Origin of the sequence: Mesobacillus sp. MER 48 (assembly GCF_023714225.1) — a bacterium.
Classification (GTDB): domain Bacteria; phylum Bacillota; class Bacilli; order Bacillales; family Cytobacillaceae; genus Mesobacillus; species Mesobacillus oceanisediminis_A.
In genome coordinates, this window is sequence record NZ_JAMAUR010000002.1 from 989,350 (window position 1) to 1,008,571 (window position 19,222).

Genomic DNA, 19,222 nt, shown 5'->3' on the forward strand with positions numbered 1-19,222 from the left:
CGGAATAATCCGCTGATGGAAATTTCTTTTAATTCAGAAGGTGAGATGCCATGTTAATCGAACAGTTAATCAACGGTATTACCCTGGGCAGCATTTATGCCATTGTGGCACTCGGCTTTACACTCGTATTTGGGGTGCTTGGCATCATCAATATGGCCCATGGTGAAATATTCATGTTTGGAGCTTTTATAGGAGTTATTGTAACCTCCACTTTCAAAGGGCCACTATGGCTTGCTTTCGCAGCCGCTGTTTTGGTGACTGGGATAATGGGCTACTTACTGGAGCGCTTTGCATTGAGACCACTGCGAAATAAACAGGGAGTTTCACACCTTGCCCCTTTAATCAGTACCATTGGTGTTTCCATCTTGCTTGAAAACTTATCCCACCATTTATTTGGGGCAGGAAACCATCCCTTCAATAATTCTTTTGCGGAAATCAGCTTCCAGATTGGATCGATAACAGTGTATCTGGTCCAAATTGTCATTTTTATGATTTCTGTTATTTTAATGTACACACTATCGTATTGGCTTGGAAAGACAAAAGCAGGCAAAGCTCTTAGGGCGACGGCAGAGAACCTTGAAACGGCCAGTCTTCTTGGAGTCGATACGAAAAAGACAATCACCATGACTGTCATTATCGCTTCGGCTATGGGGGGAATTGCAGGAATCCTGGTCGGAATGGCGTTTAACTCGGTCACCCCTCAAATGGGCTTATCTATTGGCTTAAAAGGATTGGCCATTATCATTCTCGGTGGAATGGGAAATGTCAAGGGTGCGATGGCAGGCGGCCTGATCCTTGGATTGGCGGAAACCTTCATTGTGGTGTACGGAGACTCGGGCTATCGGGATGCAATTGCCTTTGTGGCAATCATTGTCATTCTCCTGATTAGGCCGCAGGGATTATTCGGCCAAAAAATTTCGGCGTAAGAAGGTGAACCAATGCTTGGAGAACTTATCAATCCATACTATTTACAGGTGGCTTCATTTATTTTGATCAATGTCATACTTGGCATAAGCATTTATATCACACTTGCTACCGGCCAACTTTCACTCGCAAATGCAGGGTTCATGGGAATAGGTGCCTATACATCGGCGCTTTTGACATTGAACTTCGATATTTCGATCCTGGTTGGCATTTTAGCCGGGACACTTATGGCAGGGTTGTTCGGTATTATTATTGGAATTCCGACACTTAGGCTTCAAGGAGTTTATTTGGCCATCGTTACTCTCGGATTTGGAGAAGTCCTCCGAGTTGTTTTAGTAAACTGGGAGTCTTTGACGAAAGGATCTATTGGGTTATCTGGTATTCCACATCTTGGGAGGGAAATCCTCAGAAATTTTAAGGAAGTGGGCTTTGACCCGGGGATGATAGGTTTGCAAAACAATCAATTCATTTTTTTGATGGTTTTTCTGCTCTTATTATTCATTGTGACGGGGATTGTCTGGTTTTTCAGAAGACAAAACCGCTCTCGGATCGGGCGGGCGTTTGCTGCCATCAAATTGGATGAAAAGGCAGCTGAATCAATGGGGATCAATATCACTTACTTTAAAGTTCTTGCTTTTACACAGGGGGCTTTGCTTTCCGGATTTGCTGGAGCCTTGTATGCTCACGTGCTTGCCTATATCAGTCCGGCTGACTTTGCTTACCATAGGGCAGTAGAGATTTTGATTTTTGCAGTGTTTGGTGGCAGTGAGGTCATTTGGGGGCCGGTTTTTGGAGCATTCTTTTTAACTGTCATGCCTGAAGTTCTTCGCTTTATCAGTGAGTACCGTTATATGATTTATGGTTTGATTATCCTCATCATGATGGCTGTCCGTCCTCAGGGACTCATTGACGTTCATCTTCTTAAATGGCTGAAGATGAAAACGAAGAAAAGGGGGAAAGAGCATGGTACTGCAAATCAAAAAAGTGCGTAAAAATTTTGGCGGAATAAGTGCAGTGTCCGATGTCACCTTTTCCATCAATAAAGGTGAAATCTTCGGGCTAATCGGACCGAATGGAGCAGGAAAAACGACGATGTTCAATTTAGTTACATCGATGTTTCCCCTAACATCAGGAGAAATTGTTTTTAACGGGGAAAATATTAGCGGAATCAAGCCACACCTGATTACAAGAAAAGGGATTTGCCGTACATTTCAAAATATCCGCCTGTTCCCTGAAATGACAGCGGCAGAAAACGTCATGGTAGGGGAACATTGCCGGAGCAAGTCGGGTGTATTAAGCAGTGTCTTCAGAACAAAAGCACAGCGACGAGAAGAGGAGCATATACGAAGCAGAGCGAATCAATTGCTAGAGTTTGTCGGCCTGGCGGGATATGGGGAGATAGTAGCAGACAGCCTGTCTTACGGTCAGCAAAGAAGGCTGGAAATTGCCAGAGCTCTGGCAAGTGATCCACAATTGCTGCTGCTTGATGAACCGGCAGCCGGGATGAACGAAACCGAAACAAGCAGTTTGTTTGAGTTGATAAAAAAGATACAGACAAATGGCGTTACAGTCCTGCTGATCGAGCATGATATGCCGCTAGTGATGAATTTGTGTGACCGGATTGCGGTGCTTAACTTTGGCAGGAAAATTGCCGAGGGCACACCTGCTGAAATACAGAATAATCCTGATGTCATCGAGGCATACCTCGGGAGTGAGGAGGATGAAATATATGCTTAAGGTTCAGGGTATTTCTACTTCCTATGGAAAAATCAGTGTGCTGAAAAATATAAGTCTTGAGGTTGAGGAAGGCAGCATTGTTACCATCCTTGGTGCAAATGGTGCTGGTAAATCCACTACAATGAAAACGATCTGCGGCCTTTTAAAACCCCAGGAGGGAAAGGTAGAATTTCTTGGAGAGGATGTAACAGGAAGGCGGCCGGATCAGCTGGTGCGAACAGGAATTGCCCTTGTTCCTGAAGGAAGGCAAATTCTTTCAGGTATGACCGTGCTCGAAAATCTGGAAATGGGTGCCTATCACCGCAAGGATCATGAGATTAAACATGATATTGAAAAAGTGATGGATAGATTCCCGATACTAGAGGAAAGGCAGCAGCAACTGGGTGGGACCCTCTCTGGAGGACAACAGCAAATGCTTGCAATCGCGAGGGCAATCTTGAGCCGACCAAAACTTTTATTGCTAGATGAACCTTCAATGGGACTGGCTCCACTTGTTGTTGCCGACATTTTCAAGATCATCAAGGAGATTAACAAAACAGGGACAACCGTTCTCCTTGTGGAACAGAATGCAAGGCTGGCTCTCCGTATTTCTGATTATGGATATGTGCTTGAAACAGGAAAAATTGTCGCAGAAGGAAAATCCAGTGACCTTTTGACCGACCCGCGGATCATGGAGGCCTATCTTGGACGGAAATCAAGTTAATGGATATGTATTCTAATTACAGGTCTTGGCAAGAGCAGGATAGCTTTCCTTTGGTGAATAACAAACTGAAATGTCGTGGAAACCCACGGCATTTTTGTTTGTTGATAATTGTATCTTTGTCCCTTTCACTTCTTTCTTTCCTGCATACTTATATATAAGGACATTTTTTAGGAAGGGACTGATTTTGTGGGAGCGGAAGAAGGTGCTGTTCATTTTAACCATAAGGGTGAAATAGTGGAAGAGCCTGTTGCAACACAACAGTTAGAATGTGAAAATACGGTGGACTTCTGTGCCACTGCAGTTGTTCCAGACGGCTTTACATTTAATTCTGCAGGGTTTTCAAATTTTAGTGTAGACGTTTCGCAATTGAAATGCTTACTTGAAACAGTGGCAGAACCAGTGGAAATACCAAATCCATGCCGAGGCAACCCACTGCAATGTTCTGTATTTCTTGAGTCTGTACATTTAGTTGGCTGCTTAAAAGTTAATATAAGTGCACTTAACGTGATCGCCAATCAACCACTCTTTCCAAATCAGGGATCACCATTAAATTTTTATACGACTGTCTGTGTTGATCAAATAATTGGATATACGTGTGGGCAAGAATCCTGTGTCGATGACTGTTATTCTTTTGGGGGAGCAACATTTTTTACTCCAACAGTTATAACTGATGTTTGTGGCAGACAAATTGTTTCAGTTAGAGGTTTTTTAGTTATAAATTTTACAGGTTGTTCGGGCGCAGACTGTGAGAGCCAAAAATCTAATGATTGACCGGATAGAAGATATTTATTGTCTTAACTTAATATAACAGATAAAATATTTAAAATACCAAATTATATAAGCGTTGATGAGAAGAGTAGTTAATTATTGGTTATTCACAAAGAGCTCCTGGCTGCTGGAAGGGAGAAATATCTACCTTAATGAATAAAGTCTCGGAGCTTCTTGCTAATCTAATGAAGAAATAGGGATCATAAGACGGGTTCTTCCGAAATAAAGATAGGGTATCTAACTTCCCGAAGAGGTTGGTTTGGCGACAAATCAACAAACTGAGGTAGTACCACGAAGTTATAACTCTCGTCCTCAAGATATAATTCTTGGGTGGTGAGAGTTTTTTTATTGCATTTTTTATAGATAATCCACAGACCAGAGGGGGAAATTTGTAAAAATAACGAAAGACTCTGGAGATATCTGATACTAAGAACTTTTAATAATCCCAGACTGCATCTCATAATTCCTTAAAAGCATCCCATTTGCCTTTATCATACCCAGCTTTTCATAATAGGGGACAAGGTCATCATCACAACACAAGTCAATCATATATATATCATGAAGTTCTGTCATCATTCGATTGACTAATTCCTTGCCGATTCCTCTATTTTTAAATTCTGGCAGCACTTCTAAGAAGGGAATATAGGCTGATAGGACCCCATCACTGATTGCTGTGATGAAACCAACAACTCGTTCAGACTCTTTATCGAATGCTAAGATGACTTTGCTGCTGTTTTTTAATAATTTGAAATGAGTCTCTGGACTTGGTGGCGTTGGCCAACCGACAAAGAAGCCTTCCAACATTTCAGGTTGTATACCTGCAAGCGAATTTTTAAATAACACCCGCTATCAACTCCTCATTAGTTTTTACTAGCTTTGAAATGCATAAGAAGTAAAATAACAAATCATTTCCCCCAAGACATTCTTCTATGTTTTTTAAATTCAATTTTAGACTAGGAAATCCTCCTGAATTCCGTAAATTATTTCTCGGGAAAGCGCAGGATATGACTTTATTTTTAAGGTTTGTCGCTTTTTTGTACTTTGTGGCAGTTTGTGTTTATGGCCCAGTCCGGATAAGAAACATGTCGAAAGTGTGTTTTGTTTTTGGCTGGACATTTGGCCTTAGTTCTGTTTAAGTTTTCAGTATAGATAGAAATTTCTAAAATAATAGGGGTTGGGGAAATGATGCAGTTTAAGAAGCCGGATGTTGAGAATTTTTATCGTACGTTTAATGTTCAAGCTTTTACGGTAAGCCCTGATGAAAAACAATTAGTGTTCAGTACGAATTTAACAGGCAAGTATAATTTATGGGCAATGGATTTGCCGAACCAGTATCCGTATCCGCTGACGTTTATTGATCAGACGTGCCAGGCATTGCGGTATTCAAATGCAGGAAAGTTTTTGGTTGTAGGTTTTGACCAGGATGGAGATGAAAACGGTCAGCTGTATGCTCTTCCACCTGCAGGCGGCGAAATGGTGCCACTCCGTACGGCTGAGGGCCACCGCCACATGCTTCCGTTTTTGTCAAAGGATGACCAGCGTCTCTATTATACTTCTACAAAAGGCAATCAGACATTCTTGAATATTTACCGTTACGACATCGAAAACGATGTGGAAGACATTGTCGTTGAGGGCGAAGGTGCTGCGTGTTTCTTAGTGGCTGTTGACGAAGACGAGAGTAATTTTGCCTATATCAAGCAATATGCAAATACATATTCGCCGGGTTTTATTCTTCAGAATGGGCGTTCGTATTCCCTGACTCCGGAAACGGATGAGCAATTTACTGTTGGTGAGGGAGTATTCGTTGGGAATGAGTACTATTTTGTCACAACCTTTGGTGAGGATTTTGGTTATCTGGCAAAGTTCAATCTAGAGACACATGAATTTTCAAAAGTCCTTTCGATTGAAAAGGAAGACTTAGGTGCGATTCGACATAGTGAGAGTTCCCATAGCCTTTATTTTGTAACGTCAAAGGGTGTCGAAGATTATTTGTATCGATACAGTCTGGCTGATGGATCGTATGAAAATATGAATCTTCCTGCTTCGATTATCCATGGCGGCATGGTTGCCAAGAGTGGAAATGTGTATATTTTGGCTGGTTCAGCGACAAAGCCTAATAATATTTTTAAAATGGAAGCACGTAGTGATGAATGGGTTCAACTGACCAACCTGACTGTTCCGGGTGTGAAGGAAGAAGACCTTATAACGCCAGAAGTAATCACGTATCCATCCTATGATGGACTAGCAATGGAAGCATTATTTTTCAAAGCGAATGAAGACGTAAGCAATGGCCATGTCGTCCTTTGGCCGCATGGGGGACCGCAGGCAGCAGAAAGGAAATTTTTCCGGTCGATGTTCCAGTTCCTTGTGAACAGAGGGTATAGTATTTTCGCACCGAATTTCCGCGGTTCAACCGGTTATGGACTGGCGTTCACTAAGATGGTCGAGGGAAATTGGGGCGAAGGACCGCGCCTCGATAATATCGCAGGCCTTGAATATCTTTATGAGAACGGTTTAGCTGACAGGGACAAGACACTATTGATGGGTGGAAGCTTCGGCGGATATATGGCGCTTCTGTTGCACGGCCGCCATCCGGAATATTTCAAAGCCGTAGTTGATATCTTCGGACCGTCGAACCTATTCTCATTCATTGAATCAGTCCCAGAGCACTGGAAGCCGATCATGAACCAATGGGTAGGCGATCCAGTCAAGGATTTCGATAAATTGACAGAGTTCTCGCCAATCACTTATCTGGACACCATGACAAAGCCAATGCTGATCATCCAGGGAGCAAACGACCCTCGAGTTGTGAAGCAGGAATCCGACCAGATTGTCAAGGCACTTCAGGAAAAGGGCCGTGAAGTCAAATACCTTGTTCTAGATGATGAAGGTCATGGATTTTCGAAAAAAGAAAACGAAATCCTTGTGAACCGGACGATCCTGGAATTTTTTGATCAATTTGTCGGGGAAAAGGTTTTAGCAGAATAAGCTAATAGAGAAGCTAAGTATTCTTTCTGATAAAAAGATGTTTAAGTAAATGGCGTGGAAATTTACCACGCCGTTTTTTAATTGTGAAATGTTATATGATTCAAAATGGGATTTTATGTTAAAATATTAGTGCAAATTCTTTTAAAGGGAGTTTATTGATGGGAATACCAAAAGATGTTGATACAATATTAACTGAGTATATAAATCTATTTAATGAACATTTTCCTGGAATGATGGAAGGGTTATATATACACGGTTCAATTGCCCTAAATGCATACGTCGAAGATTCTAGCGACATTGACTTTATCACAGTGACAAAAAGGAGTTTAGCAGAAGAGGATTCGAAAGCTTTAACCTTTATACATACAACCATTGCAGATAAATATAAAAAGCCAGAAATGGATGGAGTCTATGCACTTCGCGAGGATTTAGGAGTATTTCACAAAAACAGAGGAAATGATGTTTGCTGCCCGTATTATAATAATGGTGAACTGCACTTTGGTGATTTTTTTAATTTTAACCCAATTACTTGGTGGGTTTTAAAAAGAAAGGGAATTACCATTTTGGGAGAAAAGCTAGAGAACTTTCAATTTGACCTCCACCCTGAAGAATTATCTTCCTATGTACTTGGCAATATGAATACATACTGGACAAATAGGATTCTAATGGCCGAAGCTTCAATGGAACAACTGGTAAATCTCCCAAGAGAAATAATAGATTTAGAAATAGAATGGACGGTGTTAGGATTACTTCGCCAGTTTTATACGATAAAGGAATATGATATCGTATCCAAATTGGACGCTGGTGAGTATGGATTAACCCAATTGTCATTGGAATGGCACAAAATCATTAATGAAGCTATGAATATACGAAAAGGTTTAAAGACGGAGATATTTAGCACAGAGTTAGAGAAATTGGATCAAACAGTAAGATTCTCAAAATTTCTCATTAAATACTGTAATAATAGCTTAGTAAACAGTTAATGAATCTTTTTAACAAGGTATCGAGAAAATTTTTTCGGTATGCGTATAATTTCCCTTGTCCCATTCGTTATACATAGTGAGTGAACTAAAGGAGGTTACTATGGGAAAATCAGAAGAAAATCAAATGTTAACGTTTACTGAGAAAACTCGTGAATTAAAGGTTGAGTTCAATCAGATAATTGAGGAATTTAGAGAAGGGCTATGGAGGTATTGTCGCTATTTAACAGGATCACCGTGGGATGGCGAGGATCTATTCCAGGAAACGATGGTTAAAGCATATGGAAGTATCTATCAACGCTGGCACCCTACTAATCCAAAGTCTTATCTTTATAGAATAGCTACAACCACTTGGATTGATCATTGCCGTAAACAAAAGCGTTATGTAGGCCATCTGGAAGAAGAGGATTTTGAGGCAGAATATAATTCCGAAAGCTTTGATGCAGAAGAGGCTATAGAGTACCTATTAGGATTGTTTACTCCACGTCAAATCGCGGTATTTCTCCTGAAAGAAGTTTTTACATTTACCGCAAAGGAAGTGGCTGGTATGGTTAAAACAACACCAGGTGCAGTATATGCGACCGTAAGGAGAATGCAAAAGCAACTTTCTGAAAATCCTATTCAGGAAAAAACGAATTCTCTTGTTTCTATAGATAAACCAGCTAGTAACACGGTAATTCAATCTTATTTAAAGGCATTAAATGATGGAGATGTTGATAAAGTTTTAGAACTCATGACTGAACAAGCCCAAAATGAGGCTCCAATGGGCTTTCAAGAATTTTCAAAAGAAGAAATGCGCTCTGGTTCTATGCGTTTTGGACTTCCTGGCTTCCGAGCAGAGGAGCTTCTGCTTTGGGGTAAAAATGTTATCGTTGTTTTCTTTGATGCAGCAGATGGGACCAGGATGATTCATGACATACAATATCAAGAGATCGAGAACGGTAAGATAGTACTCCATAGAAGCTTCTACTTCTGTAAAGAATTTATATTTGCTGCCGCGGAAGAATTAAATTTTCCTCCGCAATTGGATAAACCTGTAGTTGATTGGAGACCCAATACCATAGTTGATAAATGAACATATTTATAAGCTTCTCTCTATTTAGGATGCGTCAATTCTAGAATGATTGACGCAAGTTTCATTTAGAAAAGGATCAATGATCATTTTGTACCATCTATGTAAATATATATCATTATTAAAATGGCGGTACCTGGTTTGGAGGGTTTATATTGGAGTTCAGAACGGAAAGATTATTACTGAGGCCTTTTATGAGTGATGATTTACAAGATGTTTTTAACATTTATAAGGATGAGGAGACATGTAGATATCTCTTGCATGATAAATGGACCGAGGAAAATATAGAAGAGAACTTTGATAAAAAATTAAAAAATAATTCATTCACAAAAGAAACAATGTTAAGTTTAGCAGTAGTCATTGATACTAAAGTAATTGGTGACTTATCTGTTTGGTATACAAATATGAAAGATACGGTTGAGATTGGATATTGTTTTGCTAGTGAAGTTTCAGGAAAAGGCTATGCAACAGAAGCGGTGAGCAGTCTAGTCAGGTGGCTATTCAATGAGTTTCAGGTTCACCGTATACAAGCAACCCTTGACGCAAGAAATAAATCATCCCAAAAGTTATGCGAACGAATAGGGATGAGAAAAGAAGCTCATTTCAAAAAAGATTTTTGGAATAAGGGTGAATGGACCGATAGCATGGTGTATGGGATGTTGTTTTCGGATTTGGAAGTAAACAACTAGAATTTATTAGAGCAGCATTCTAGTAAATTTTATCACCATTATACGGAATCATAAGGGAGTATTCAAAAAGGTTAATAGTTTTGAAATAAGCAGGTAAATAAGACGGGATATCTTTAAGGAGAGGCTGCTTTTACAATGGATATTGATACGTTTCCTGTACTTGAGACCGCAAGATTAGTATTAAGAAAAGTGATAAAAGACGATGCTAGCAGCATATTTAAGTATCTGTCTAATGAAGAGGTCATGAAGTACTATGGATTAGAACCGTTTAAATCGATTAACGATGCATTGGATGAGATTTCCTGGTATCAATCAATACATAACGCCAGAACAGGTATAAGATGGGGAATTACTTTAAAGGAACAAGGAGTAGTGATTGGCAGTTGTGGTTTTCATAACATTGTTTCTAAGCACTTCCGTTCTGAAATTGGCTTTGAATTAAGTCAAGAACTGTGGGGAAAAGGTATAGCTGCTGAAGCAGTTGAAGCTATTATTAACTACGGATTCCAGCATATGAATTTTCACCGGATAGAAGCATTAATAGAGCCACAGAATCGTTCATCACAAAAATTAGTAGAAAAATTCGGTTTTATAAAAGAAGGATTATTAAGGGATTATGAGTTTACACAGGGTAAATTTGATGATTTATATATGTATTCTTTGTTGAAACGAGACTTTGACAAGAATCATAAATGTTAGGGAAAAGGGTTTCAATGCAAGTGTGCAAGTTAAATTTTTTAAAATGGAAGATTTCGCATTAGATGGCCTTTTACAAATGGAATTAACTTAGACGCTCGGATGTCCGGGCGTTTTTATTTTAAATGGAAATTTTTAAAAGAGTAATGGGCACTATAATAGGGAAAACAAACTCTGGAATCAATAGAGGAGGTTTTTTCAAATGTCAAAAGTACTGGCAGTTCTATCAAGTGGATATAAGGATGACAAAAATAATTATGAAACTGGCTGGTGGGGTGAGGAATTATTCGCTCCAATGCAGATTCTGGAGGATGCAGGACATCAGGTTGACCTGGCATCACCGCTTGGAGGAAAGCCTCAAATTGATATGGTGAGTCTTAGTGAGGATTATGATCCAAAAGGCATTTATAAGGAACTTTACGAATCAGGCAAAGCCGATAATACGATGAAGCTTTCAGATGTGAATCCAAATGAGTATGATGTCGTGCTTGTTGTAGGCGGGCATGGTGCCATGTATGACCTGGCAAAGAATGAGGATTTGCATAATATCATGAACAAGATCCATGATGCGGGCGGAATTGTTGCGGCAGAATGTCATGGTCCAGCTCCGCTTGTGTTCGCAAAGCGTCCTAATGGTGAAAGTTTCATCGCTGGCAAAAAAGTAACCGGTTATCCAGACGAAATGGAGCCAGAGGGTCTGTTGGACATCCTGCCTTTTAGTTTGGAGCAGGAAATGAGAAAAATCAGCGAATACGATCAGGGTGATCTAGAAAAAACGGGTCATGCTGTATGGGCAGATGAACAGCTTGTCACAAGCCGTGACCCGTTTTCTTCAGAGTTGATGGGAGAAGAGTTAGTCAAGGCACTTGAAAAGAAAAAGAAATAGCTGAAATATGTAAAAACCGATTAATTAAAGGAGTAGATTGAAAAAATGGCAAACGGAAATAAAGTAGCGATCATTACCGGTGGAGGCAGTGGCTTGGGACAGGCCACTGCCCTAAGGTTAGCAGAAGAAAAAGTAAACATTGCAGTCGTTGATATCAGCGAAAAAGGCGGTAATGAAACAGTCGAGATGCTAAAAGAACGCGGTGTGGAAGCGATGTTCATCAAGGCAGATGTCTCGAAGCAAGAAGACGTGAAAAGATATGTTGATCAAACGGTTGAAATTTTCGGCAAAATTGATTACTTCTTCAACAATGCCGGAATTTCCGGAAGCGGATCATACTTTTTGGACTCTTCTATCGAAGAAATCCAGCAAATTGTCGGAATTAATCTTTTAGGTGCGCTATATGGTGTCCGTTATGTTGGTGAGGTGATGCTGAAGAATGGCGGAGGTTCAATCGTCAATACCTCTTCAAGTGCAGGTGTGATTGGTCAGGACTCTGTTGTCACCTATTCTGCTACAAAGCATGGCATCGTTGGATTAACAAAGAGCATGGTGGCAGAATACGGAAAAGATGGCCTTCGGGTTAATGCGATTGCTCCGGGACCAACCGAGACACCGATGGTCAAAGAGTTTTATGAAGCAAATCCGGCTATGAAGGAAAATGCAACAAAAGGAATACCACAAAGACGTCTTGGCAAGCCGGAAGAAGTTGCAGAGTTGGTCACTTTTCTGCTGACATCCAACGCGGAATACATTAATGGCGAAGTAATAAGCATCGATGGCGGGTTTACGAACACAAAATAATGAGGAAGCCGGGAGAAGGAATGCCTTTTCCCGGCTTAATTAGTTGCAGTTTGCAAAACTCAACCCCCAAACTATGGGGGTCTTTGCTATCCGATATATACGCCTTCGCAAGTATTTGCCTTAGGTTCATAATAACAGTGCTGTTTATATTGTCCAGAAAAAGGCTGGTCATACCATGTTGGCGGACATGGCGCATATGGGTTGAAATACCAGAGAGCAAACTTGGAAGGGTGTTGCCTCCAATAATCCAGAGTTTGCTTCGCCAACCTCTTCTCCACACTTCTTGCTCTGTTATAAAAAACATTACCTTTCTGCACGGCTTCAAACGAGTAATTCCCACCCTGGATCTGGAAAATCACCGACCGAATAGACCGTAAATCCTTAAAGTCAAGACAATTGGATACCAACCGATTGACTACGACATTGCCCACCATCAGCATTCCCAGCTGACCTTCACCCTCGGCTTCCGCCCTCATCATTCTTGCCACCAATGCAACATCACTGTCCGTATACTTTGCCCTTGGCATATTGATCACCTCTACAGAAATTATATTAGTAACAGCCTGTCATAATGTTAATGCGTTCTTGATAGGAGGATAGAATGGAATTTAAAGTCCGCTTCGGGTGAATTTACAGACGGTAAATTATATTAAATTTAATCTTGGATCCTGGCCATGGTAATAACATTGGCCTTGAATGAAATAAAAGAAAATGGTCACATCCTAAGCAAAGCTGTGCCCGAAAATGGAGTAGTGAAGGAGAGACGGTCGCAGCTTAAGTAATGCTGTGCCCGAAAATGGAGAGGTGAAGGAGATACGGTCGCAGCTTAAGCAAAGCTGTGCCCGAAAATGGAGAGGTGAAAGAAATACGGTCGCAGCTTAAGCAAAGCTGTGCCCGAAAATGGAGAGGTGAAGGAGATACGGTCGCAGCTTAAGCAAAGCTGTGCCCAAAAATGAAGAGGTGAAGGAAATACGGTCGCAGCTTAAGTAATGCTGTGCCCGAAAATGAAGAGGTGAAGGAAATACGGTCGCAGCTTAAGTAATGCTGTGCCCGAAAATGGAGAGGTGGAGGAAATACGGTCGCAGCTTAAGCAAAGCTGTGCCCGAAAATGGAGTAGTGGAGGAAATACGGTCGCAGCTTAAGCAAAGCAGAGCCCGAAAATGGAGTAATGAGGAAATACGGCCGCAGAAGAAGCAAAGCTGCGACCGTATTTGGAGTTGCTTTGGAAACACAGTCGCAGTCCAAGCTATGAACGAAATTAATGTGATAAAGATATTACCGTCAACATAAAACCAAGCAATCATGGGTATCTTTCCAGCTGTGCAACTGATGCCATCGTTTAGCCACGGAACCAGACTAATTAGATCTTAGTCACTCTACCACTTCACCTCTAAAGAGAGCAGGGTTTGCTGCTTTATTCAAGCTTTGTGTCGATGCCCAGAGGTTTCCCAGGAATCTCGGCATCATTTGCTGAGATGGCAACTTGCCGTACCGTGTGAAATAAATGAATAGTTTCAAATAAGTCCTTGCATTACCTTGAAGGTGGATTTCTTTTGCGTAGAATTCGTTTTCTGTCACTGTTGCGAATGAGCGAGTTTCAAAGCCGGAGATGAAGCGAGTTTTTTCTCCTTTATATTCATTCTCAATGAAATGGATTTTCTTGATGATCGTTGGGTCATCGGTGCCATCGTAATTAGCAAGCCGGGCCTGTTTAAAGGCAGACACGGTATCAAGATTATCCACAAGCGAAAGCACATGGCCGTATGCTTTATCGTGTCCCTCATAATATGGTCTAATCTCCAATTTTTCCATTATATCTACAAGTTCAAGATGCTCGTCTTTTAAATAGGGGGGACGAAAAATCTGCCTTGAGAGCTTCAGTTCGTCGAGCGTACCGCATTCCATTGAAATGAAAAAATACCATTGTCCCTGATCATCAAGACACACATCGTAGGTTTGTCCATTTTTTTTCAGAAGGTAATCCCTAAAGCAGTTCTCTATATCAAAAGTAAAATCCCGCTCCGATTCTTTTCCGGGCATGAAGCCAAATGGAACCTCTATTGGGACAGCAATTTCTGAGTATAACTTATTCTTCACTCTCTAACACACCTTTGCTAAGTAATCATACAATCAGATTACCCAATCACCTTAGGGGGAACACATACAAATTTAATATTAGATATTCATAAAGGGAATGAAATGGTAATATTTAACTAAGTATTTTTGGTTTTAAAGAAAGGGGATTAGGGTGAAAAAAGTAATCGCGATAATTTTTATACTTTTTGTAGGTTCCGGCTGCCAGAAGGAGGAACAAACACTGCCTGAAGTAAAAGAGATATTGCCTGATTATATTCATTCTAAGGATGATGTAGTCGACATACAAGGCGAGATAACACACCTTGAAGTATTTTACTCTTTTTTAGAACGTGTCAAGCAAGGGGAAAAAAGCGATATCAGGCTCGTCACTAATACCTCAGAGGGAGCCCCGATGCTTCATAATTTGGTTTTTGACGGTAAAAGCATTCAATCAACCTATGATTCTACAAGGGATGGATACGGACAGGGAAGTATTGAACAATCCACATGCGAAAGGATTGTTGAAAAAGAGGTAGAGGATAAAACTGAGTATGTGCTAGAAGGCTGTAATAATGGTGTTGGAGAAAAAACGGTTCTCCTTGTCGAAAAAAAATAAAAAGCCTGGAAACCTAATTTTTCTGAAAGAAGGGCAGCTTGATGAAAAGATTAGTTGTCATAACAGTTGGCAAAACTCACAGCGGAAAAACAACCTTTGCAAGGAATCTTGAAAAAGAGCTTGATCACTCCATTGTAATGGACCAAGACATTCATGCTGCATTTATTAATACATATTATAGAAAACTTCAGTCACAAAATGGCCCCAATACACTCAAACATGCGATTTCCAAACTAATTGTCCAATATACAATTGAGGAAACGAATCATCATCTTATCATATGCAATTCCAATCGCAGTCGTAAAGGTCGATCTTACCTGCTTGAAGAATTGTTTCCGCAAAGAAATTTCACTCGTATTCTGGTCCACTTTGATATCCCTGATGATATTCTCGAAGACCGTATAGCAGTAAGTCAACGCAGTAAGGATATTTTCCGCGGTAACTATTCCAGCTTTATGGACGTACTAAATAAACAGCGGAAAGATTCCTTGACAGAGGATATCGTCAACCCGACGAAAGATGAAGCAGACCATTTATTCATGATAAAAGATAGCAAAGATATCATGGCTGTTATCCAGGAAATTTTATATCTTGCCAAAAGTGAGAGGGAGTAACTATGAAAAGAATACTCGTTTTGGTGTTTCTCTTTTTACTGGCAGGTTGCGGCCCAAAATTGGACGGAAATGCTGAATTAGCTAGACAATATCTTGAAGATAAAGGATACTCCATTAAGTCCTATGAGGGGAAGCAATCATTTACCTTCAAAAAGCATGATTTATTGAATAAGCCTTACGATATGGTGTGGGCGGTCCAGCCTGTAAAACCAGATCCTTATATCGGAAAGGAAATAACACAGGAAGTATTCATAGTTAAGAATCATCCACTTGGCAAAATTTACGGACCGCAAACCGGTTTTTCAAGCAAAGTTGAATTAAGCGTTTTTATTTTTAACGATGGGAAATTATCGGTGGAACATCTTTTCCCATTGGAAAAGGGATAGCGGGGTCGCCGCATTCTCTTGATGGACTTACAGTTGAAGAGTTTCTGGAAGATGAGGATTATAGAGATTGGCGGGCAAAGTGGGAGGAGAATTATAGAGACCAGTGAAATTAAGAGCTATAACATATGATATATTTAAATTAACTGAATATTGAAATAGAGTGGGGGAAGAAGCGTGAATTTCGATGTAATTGTTGTGGGAGCAGGGCTAGCCGGTCTTGTAGCAACAGCTGAAATGGCTAATGCAGGTAAAAAGGTCTTGCTTTTGGATCAGGAGCCTGACGCGTCAATGGGTGGGCAGGCATTCTGGTCGTTTGGGGGATTGTTTCTGGTTGATTCACCTGAACAGCGCCGGATGGGTATTAAAGATTCTAAGGAACTAGCATGGCAGGACTGGCTGGGAACTGCCGGATTTGACCGGGAGGAAACTGAGGATTACTGGGGCAGGAAATGGGCGGAAGCCTACGTTGATTTTGCTGCAGGAGAGAAACGTGCCTGGTTAACTAAAATGGGTGTCCGCTTCTTTCCGGTTGTTGGCTGGGCGGAACGAGGCGGTTATCTTGCCGATGGGCACGGTAACTCCGTGCCTCGATTTCATATTGTCTGGGGAACTGGTCCCGGCATTGTTGCCCCATTTGAACGAAGAGTTCGTGAACATATTAAAACCGGACTAGTTAAGTTTCTTCCACACCACAGAGTAGATAAACTTATTACAAAAAATGGTGCGGTTGTTGGGGTGAGTGGCTCAGTTCTTTTGCCAAGTACATCAGCTCGCGGAGAAGATAGCAGCAGGGAGGTAGTCGGCAGCTTTGAATATGGAGCCCAAGCAGTATTGGTATCAAGCGGTGGCATTGGCGGCAACCTTGACCTGGTTCGGAAAAATTGGCCAAGCCGACTTGGCGAACCTCCCAAAGAAATGGTTACAGGTGTACCTGCTCATGTAGACGGCAGGATGCTGGCAATAACAGAAGAGGCAGGTGGCCGCATCGTGAATCCAGACCGCATGTGGCACTACACCGAGGGACTTAAGAATTGGAATCCTATATGGAACAACCATGGGATCCGAATCCTTCCAGGACCGTCCTCCATCTGGCTGGATGCAACGGGAAGGCGATTCCAGGCACCAAATTTTCCGGGATTTGATACATTGGGTACCCTTGATGCAATCAAAAAGACTGGCTATGATTACTCCTGGTTTATTCTGACACACAAGATTATTGAAAAGGAATTTGCCCTTTCCGGTTCAGAACAAAACCCTGATATAACGGGAAAAAGCATTCGAAAAGTTATTGGAAGGGCATTACAAAGTGTTCCGGATCCTGTAAAAGCATTTATGGATAAAGGAGAAGATTTTATTATTGCGGATAATTTGGCCGACCTGGTTTCCCGCATGAATAAACTAACAGGTGAAAACCTATTAAATTTGGAAACTATCAAAAGACAAATAGAAGCAAGAGACCGTGAAATCGATAATAAATTTACTAAGGACCTGCAAATAACCGCTATGCGCGGCGCACGCAATTACCTTGGCGATAAATTAATCCGGGTGACAGCACCGCACAAAATCCTTGATCCAAAAAACGGCCCTTTAATCGCAGTTCGTTTGAATATCCTCAGCCGGAAAACCTTAGGAGGGTTACAAACTGATTTATCAGGAAAAGTTTTGAACTCTTCTGGACAGCCTATTCCAGGATTATATGCTGCTGGTGAAGTTTCCGGGTTTGGGGGCGGGGGAATACATGGCTATCGTTCACTTGAGGGAACTTTTTTGGGTGGCTGCCTTTTTACAGGACGCATAGCAGGGAGAGCTATTGCGGCAGAATTATAGTAACTTCCACTTTAGAAAACAATAATCATATTTTGTTAAAGAAATAAAACCTTTGTATGTGTAAAGAAGCAAAAGAGTACGCCAGGATATAAGTCCTGGCGTTCTTTGCTTGCTATTTGTACTGCAAAAGTCTGTTATTCATTTATATTTTTTATCATTTTTCAATATTATCGTCATTCATTTTATCACCCAAAATTCATATGCTGATAACGCCCGCGAATGATTTGGTAGATTCCATATAATATCAGCCCTACGGCGACGATTGCGAGCATCACTTGGCCAAATGGCTGGTTTGCAAGTTCGGTTAAAGCACCGCCGAGTCCTTTAGATTCGTTTGGATTATTGGTGTATGCTGTGCGTATGAAGAAAAATCCTACCATGCTTAAAACAATTCCCCTTGATATTAACCCGATTTTGCCTGCTACAACCGCCAATTTGCGTTCTTTATCATCCATTTCATAGGTCTTGAATTTAGACATGAATTTTTCTTTTGCCCCGCTATACAGTTCATAAACCCCATATCCAATAATAATGGCTCCTACTATTCCAACCAGCCATTCGCCAAACGGCTGTTCCATTAACTTTGCGGAAATCGTTTTTTCTGAGTTATCTCCGCCAGCGGAACCGGTATGGCTGGCTAATTTGATGGCACCGTAAGCTAGGTTCGCATAGATTAACCCACTAATAAAGTAGCCTGTCCTTTTGACAAGGCCTTTAGGATCTGTTCCTTCATTTTCTGGATCCTTTATCGCTATAATAAACTTCCACAAGATATAACCAATCAGCCCAATACCAATAAACCAGAGTGCAATTTCACCAAATGGCATCTCAGCGATGGATTGCAGGGCGCCCGATGTCCCGGTTGTATTTCCTTTTGGTCCGAAAGCGGCTAAGGCAGCAAGAACCCCAACCATTCCGTAAACCAGCCCTTTGGCAACAAAGCCAAAACGCCCAAAACGGCGAACCCACGGTTTCATTTCTCTCATTTTATTTCTAACTTCTACAGTAGATGGTGAATTCATATAAACCAACACTTCCTCTATTATTCTCTTGTTATCTAGATGTTCCCGGTTTCGGCAAAAAGGAAACCAACAGCTGAGTGGTATCGTTTACCTGATTTATGTACTTGCTGGGTATGTAAGCGAATTGTTTCATTTTTCCCAGGGAGGGAAATAGAAAATTATATCTAGTTAATTTAAGGAGGTATCGTTATGCCTTACAAATCTCTAAAAGACCTGCCAGATTCAGTGAAAGATAACCTGCCGCACCACGCACAGGAAATCTTCAAAGAAGCCTTCAACTCAGCATCTGAGCAATATGATCAAGAAGAAACAGCGTTTAAAGTCGCCTGGAGCGCGGTTAAAAATGATTATGAGAAGAATGATGTTGGTGATTGGGTGAAAAAAGAGGAAGACTAGGATTGAACAAGTTTAATCGAATAGATTAATCTATAAGC

Annotated in this window: 21 protein-coding genes and 1 other annotated feature; of the genes, 17 read left to right on the forward strand and 4 right to left on the reverse strand. The window is 41.0% G+C overall.

Annotated elements, in window-relative coordinates; all coding sequences use genetic code 11:
* The first annotated feature begins 50 nt into the window (after window positions 1–50).
* The 5 genes from M3593_RS11225 to M3593_RS11245 all read left to right on the forward strand — a co-directional run bounded on the left by M3593_RS11225 (window position 51) and on the right by M3593_RS11245 (window position 4,135).
* Window positions 51–926: a branched-chain amino acid ABC transporter permease gene (locus M3593_RS11225; protein WP_251541360.1), complete on the forward strand. Its 876-nt coding sequence runs from the start codon at window positions 51–53 to the stop codon at window positions 924–926.
* A 12-nt stretch (window positions 927–938) separates the two neighbouring features.
* Window positions 939–1,916, forward strand: a complete 978-nt coding sequence (locus M3593_RS11230) for a branched-chain amino acid ABC transporter permease (RefSeq protein ID WP_144475615.1) — start codon at window positions 939–941, stop codon at window positions 1,914–1,916.
* Window positions 1,888–2,661 carry an ABC transporter ATP-binding protein gene (locus M3593_RS11235; protein ID WP_251541358.1) on the forward strand — a complete coding sequence of 258 codons (774 nt, stop codon included), beginning with the start codon at window positions 1,888–1,890 and terminating at the stop codon, window positions 2,659–2,661. Before M3593_RS11230 ends, M3593_RS11235 begins: the two co-directional genes overlap by 29 nt.
* Entirely contained in the window at window positions 2,654–3,364 is a 711-nt protein-coding gene (locus tag M3593_RS11240; protein WP_251541356.1) for an ABC transporter ATP-binding protein, read from the forward strand. Before M3593_RS11235 ends, M3593_RS11240 begins: the two co-directional genes overlap by 8 nt.
* Before the next feature lie 186 nt (window positions 3,365–3,550).
* The gene (locus M3593_RS11245) at window positions 3,551–4,135 is read left to right on the forward strand and encodes a hypothetical protein (RefSeq protein WP_144475612.1); all 585 of its coding nucleotides are present in this window, start codon (window positions 3,551–3,553) and stop codon (window positions 4,133–4,135) included.
* Between the two features lie 64 nt (window positions 4,136–4,199).
* Window positions 4,200–4,449 (forward strand) — a binding site (T-box leader).
* Between the two features lie 109 nt (window positions 4,450–4,558).
* Here the strand turns inward: M3593_RS11245 and M3593_RS11250 are convergent.
* Window positions 4,559–4,975 (reverse strand): GNAT family N-acetyltransferase, encoded by a 417-nt coding sequence (locus M3593_RS11250; RefSeq protein ID WP_144475611.1) that lies wholly within the window; start codon window positions 4,973–4,975, stop codon window positions 4,559–4,561.
* A 339-nt stretch (window positions 4,976–5,314) separates the two neighbouring features.
* Between M3593_RS11250 and M3593_RS11255 the strand changes: the two genes are divergently transcribed.
* The 7 genes from M3593_RS11255 (at window position 5,315) to M3593_RS11285 (ending at window position 12,247) form a co-directional block, all read left to right on the forward strand.
* The gene (locus tag M3593_RS11255) at window positions 5,315–7,120 is read left to right on the forward strand and encodes a S9 family peptidase (protein ID WP_251541354.1); all 1,806 of its coding nucleotides are present in this window, start codon (window positions 5,315–5,317) and stop codon (window positions 7,118–7,120) included.
* Between the two features lie 158 nt (window positions 7,121–7,278).
* Complete coding sequence (locus M3593_RS11260) at window positions 7,279–8,103, forward strand: aminoglycoside adenylyltransferase domain-containing protein (RefSeq protein WP_251541352.1); 825 nt, start codon at window positions 7,279–7,281, stop codon at window positions 8,101–8,103.
* A 100-nt stretch (window positions 8,104–8,203) separates the two neighbouring features.
* Window positions 8,204–9,175 carry a sigma-70 family RNA polymerase sigma factor gene (locus M3593_RS11265; protein WP_251541350.1) on the forward strand — a complete coding sequence of 324 codons (972 nt, stop codon included), beginning with the start codon at window positions 8,204–8,206 and terminating at the stop codon, window positions 9,173–9,175.
* Between the two features lie 152 nt (window positions 9,176–9,327).
* The gene (locus M3593_RS11270; protein ID WP_251541348.1) at window positions 9,328–9,861 is read left to right on the forward strand and encodes a GNAT family N-acetyltransferase; all 534 of its coding nucleotides are present in this window, start codon (window positions 9,328–9,330) and stop codon (window positions 9,859–9,861) included.
* A 135-nt stretch (window positions 9,862–9,996) separates the two neighbouring features.
* Window positions 9,997–10,560, forward strand: coding sequence for a GNAT family N-acetyltransferase (locus tag M3593_RS11275; RefSeq protein WP_251541346.1), 564 nt, complete (start codon window positions 9,997–9,999; stop codon window positions 10,558–10,560).
* 199 nt (window positions 10,561–10,759) lie between these two features.
* The gene (locus M3593_RS11280) at window positions 10,760–11,443 is read left to right on the forward strand and encodes a type 1 glutamine amidotransferase domain-containing protein (RefSeq protein ID WP_251541345.1); all 684 of its coding nucleotides are present in this window, start codon (window positions 10,760–10,762) and stop codon (window positions 11,441–11,443) included.
* Window positions 11,444–11,488: 45 nt separating this feature from the next.
* A complete protein-coding gene (locus M3593_RS11285; RefSeq protein ID WP_144475605.1) occupies window positions 11,489–12,247 on the forward strand; it encodes an SDR family NAD(P)-dependent oxidoreductase in 759 nt (252 codons plus the stop codon).
* An 86-nt stretch (window positions 12,248–12,333) separates the two neighbouring features.
* Here the strand turns inward: M3593_RS11285 and M3593_RS11290 are convergent, their stop codons facing one another.
* Together M3593_RS11290 and M3593_RS11295 are read right to left on the reverse strand one after the other, a co-directional pair.
* A complete protein-coding gene (locus tag M3593_RS11290; RefSeq protein WP_144475604.1) occupies window positions 12,334–12,774 on the reverse strand; it encodes a cell wall hydrolase in 441 nt (146 codons plus the stop codon).
* Window positions 12,775–13,618: 844 nt separating this feature from the next.
* A complete protein-coding gene (locus M3593_RS11295) occupies window positions 13,619–14,344 on the reverse strand; it encodes a hypothetical protein (RefSeq protein WP_251541343.1) in 726 nt (241 codons plus the stop codon).
* Between the two features lie 151 nt (window positions 14,345–14,495).
* Between M3593_RS11295 and M3593_RS11300 the strand changes: the two genes are divergently transcribed.
* From M3593_RS11300 to M3593_RS11315, 4 genes are all read left to right on the forward strand, one after another.
* Window positions 14,496–14,939: a DUF4362 domain-containing protein gene (locus M3593_RS11300; protein ID WP_186326700.1), complete on the forward strand. Its 444-nt coding sequence runs from the start codon at window positions 14,496–14,498 to the stop codon at window positions 14,937–14,939.
* Window positions 14,940–14,980: 41 nt separating this feature from the next.
* Window positions 14,981–15,553, forward strand: a complete 573-nt coding sequence (locus M3593_RS11305) for an ATP-binding protein (protein WP_251541341.1) — start codon at window positions 14,981–14,983, stop codon at window positions 15,551–15,553.
* 2 nt (window positions 15,554–15,555) lie between these two features.
* Entirely contained in the window at window positions 15,556–15,939 is a 384-nt protein-coding gene (locus M3593_RS11310; RefSeq protein WP_144475601.1) for a hypothetical protein, read from the forward strand.
* Between the two features lie 174 nt (window positions 15,940–16,113).
* Complete coding sequence (locus tag M3593_RS11315; protein ID WP_251541339.1) at window positions 16,114–17,766, forward strand: FAD-binding dehydrogenase; 1,653 nt, start codon at window positions 16,114–16,116, stop codon at window positions 17,764–17,766.
* Window positions 17,767–17,951: 185 nt separating this feature from the next.
* On the opposite strand, the gene M3593_RS11320 is transcribed toward M3593_RS11315, so the two are convergent.
* Entirely contained in the window at window positions 17,952–18,788 is an 837-nt protein-coding gene (locus M3593_RS11320; RefSeq protein WP_251541337.1) for a DUF1206 domain-containing protein, read from the reverse strand.
* Between the two features lie 189 nt (window positions 18,789–18,977).
* Between M3593_RS11320 and M3593_RS11325 the strand changes: the two genes are divergently transcribed.
* The gene (locus M3593_RS11325) at window positions 18,978–19,184 is read left to right on the forward strand and encodes a ChaB family protein (protein ID WP_251541335.1); all 207 of its coding nucleotides are present in this window, start codon (window positions 18,978–18,980) and stop codon (window positions 19,182–19,184) included.
* Window positions 19,185–19,222 lie beyond the last annotated feature (38 nt).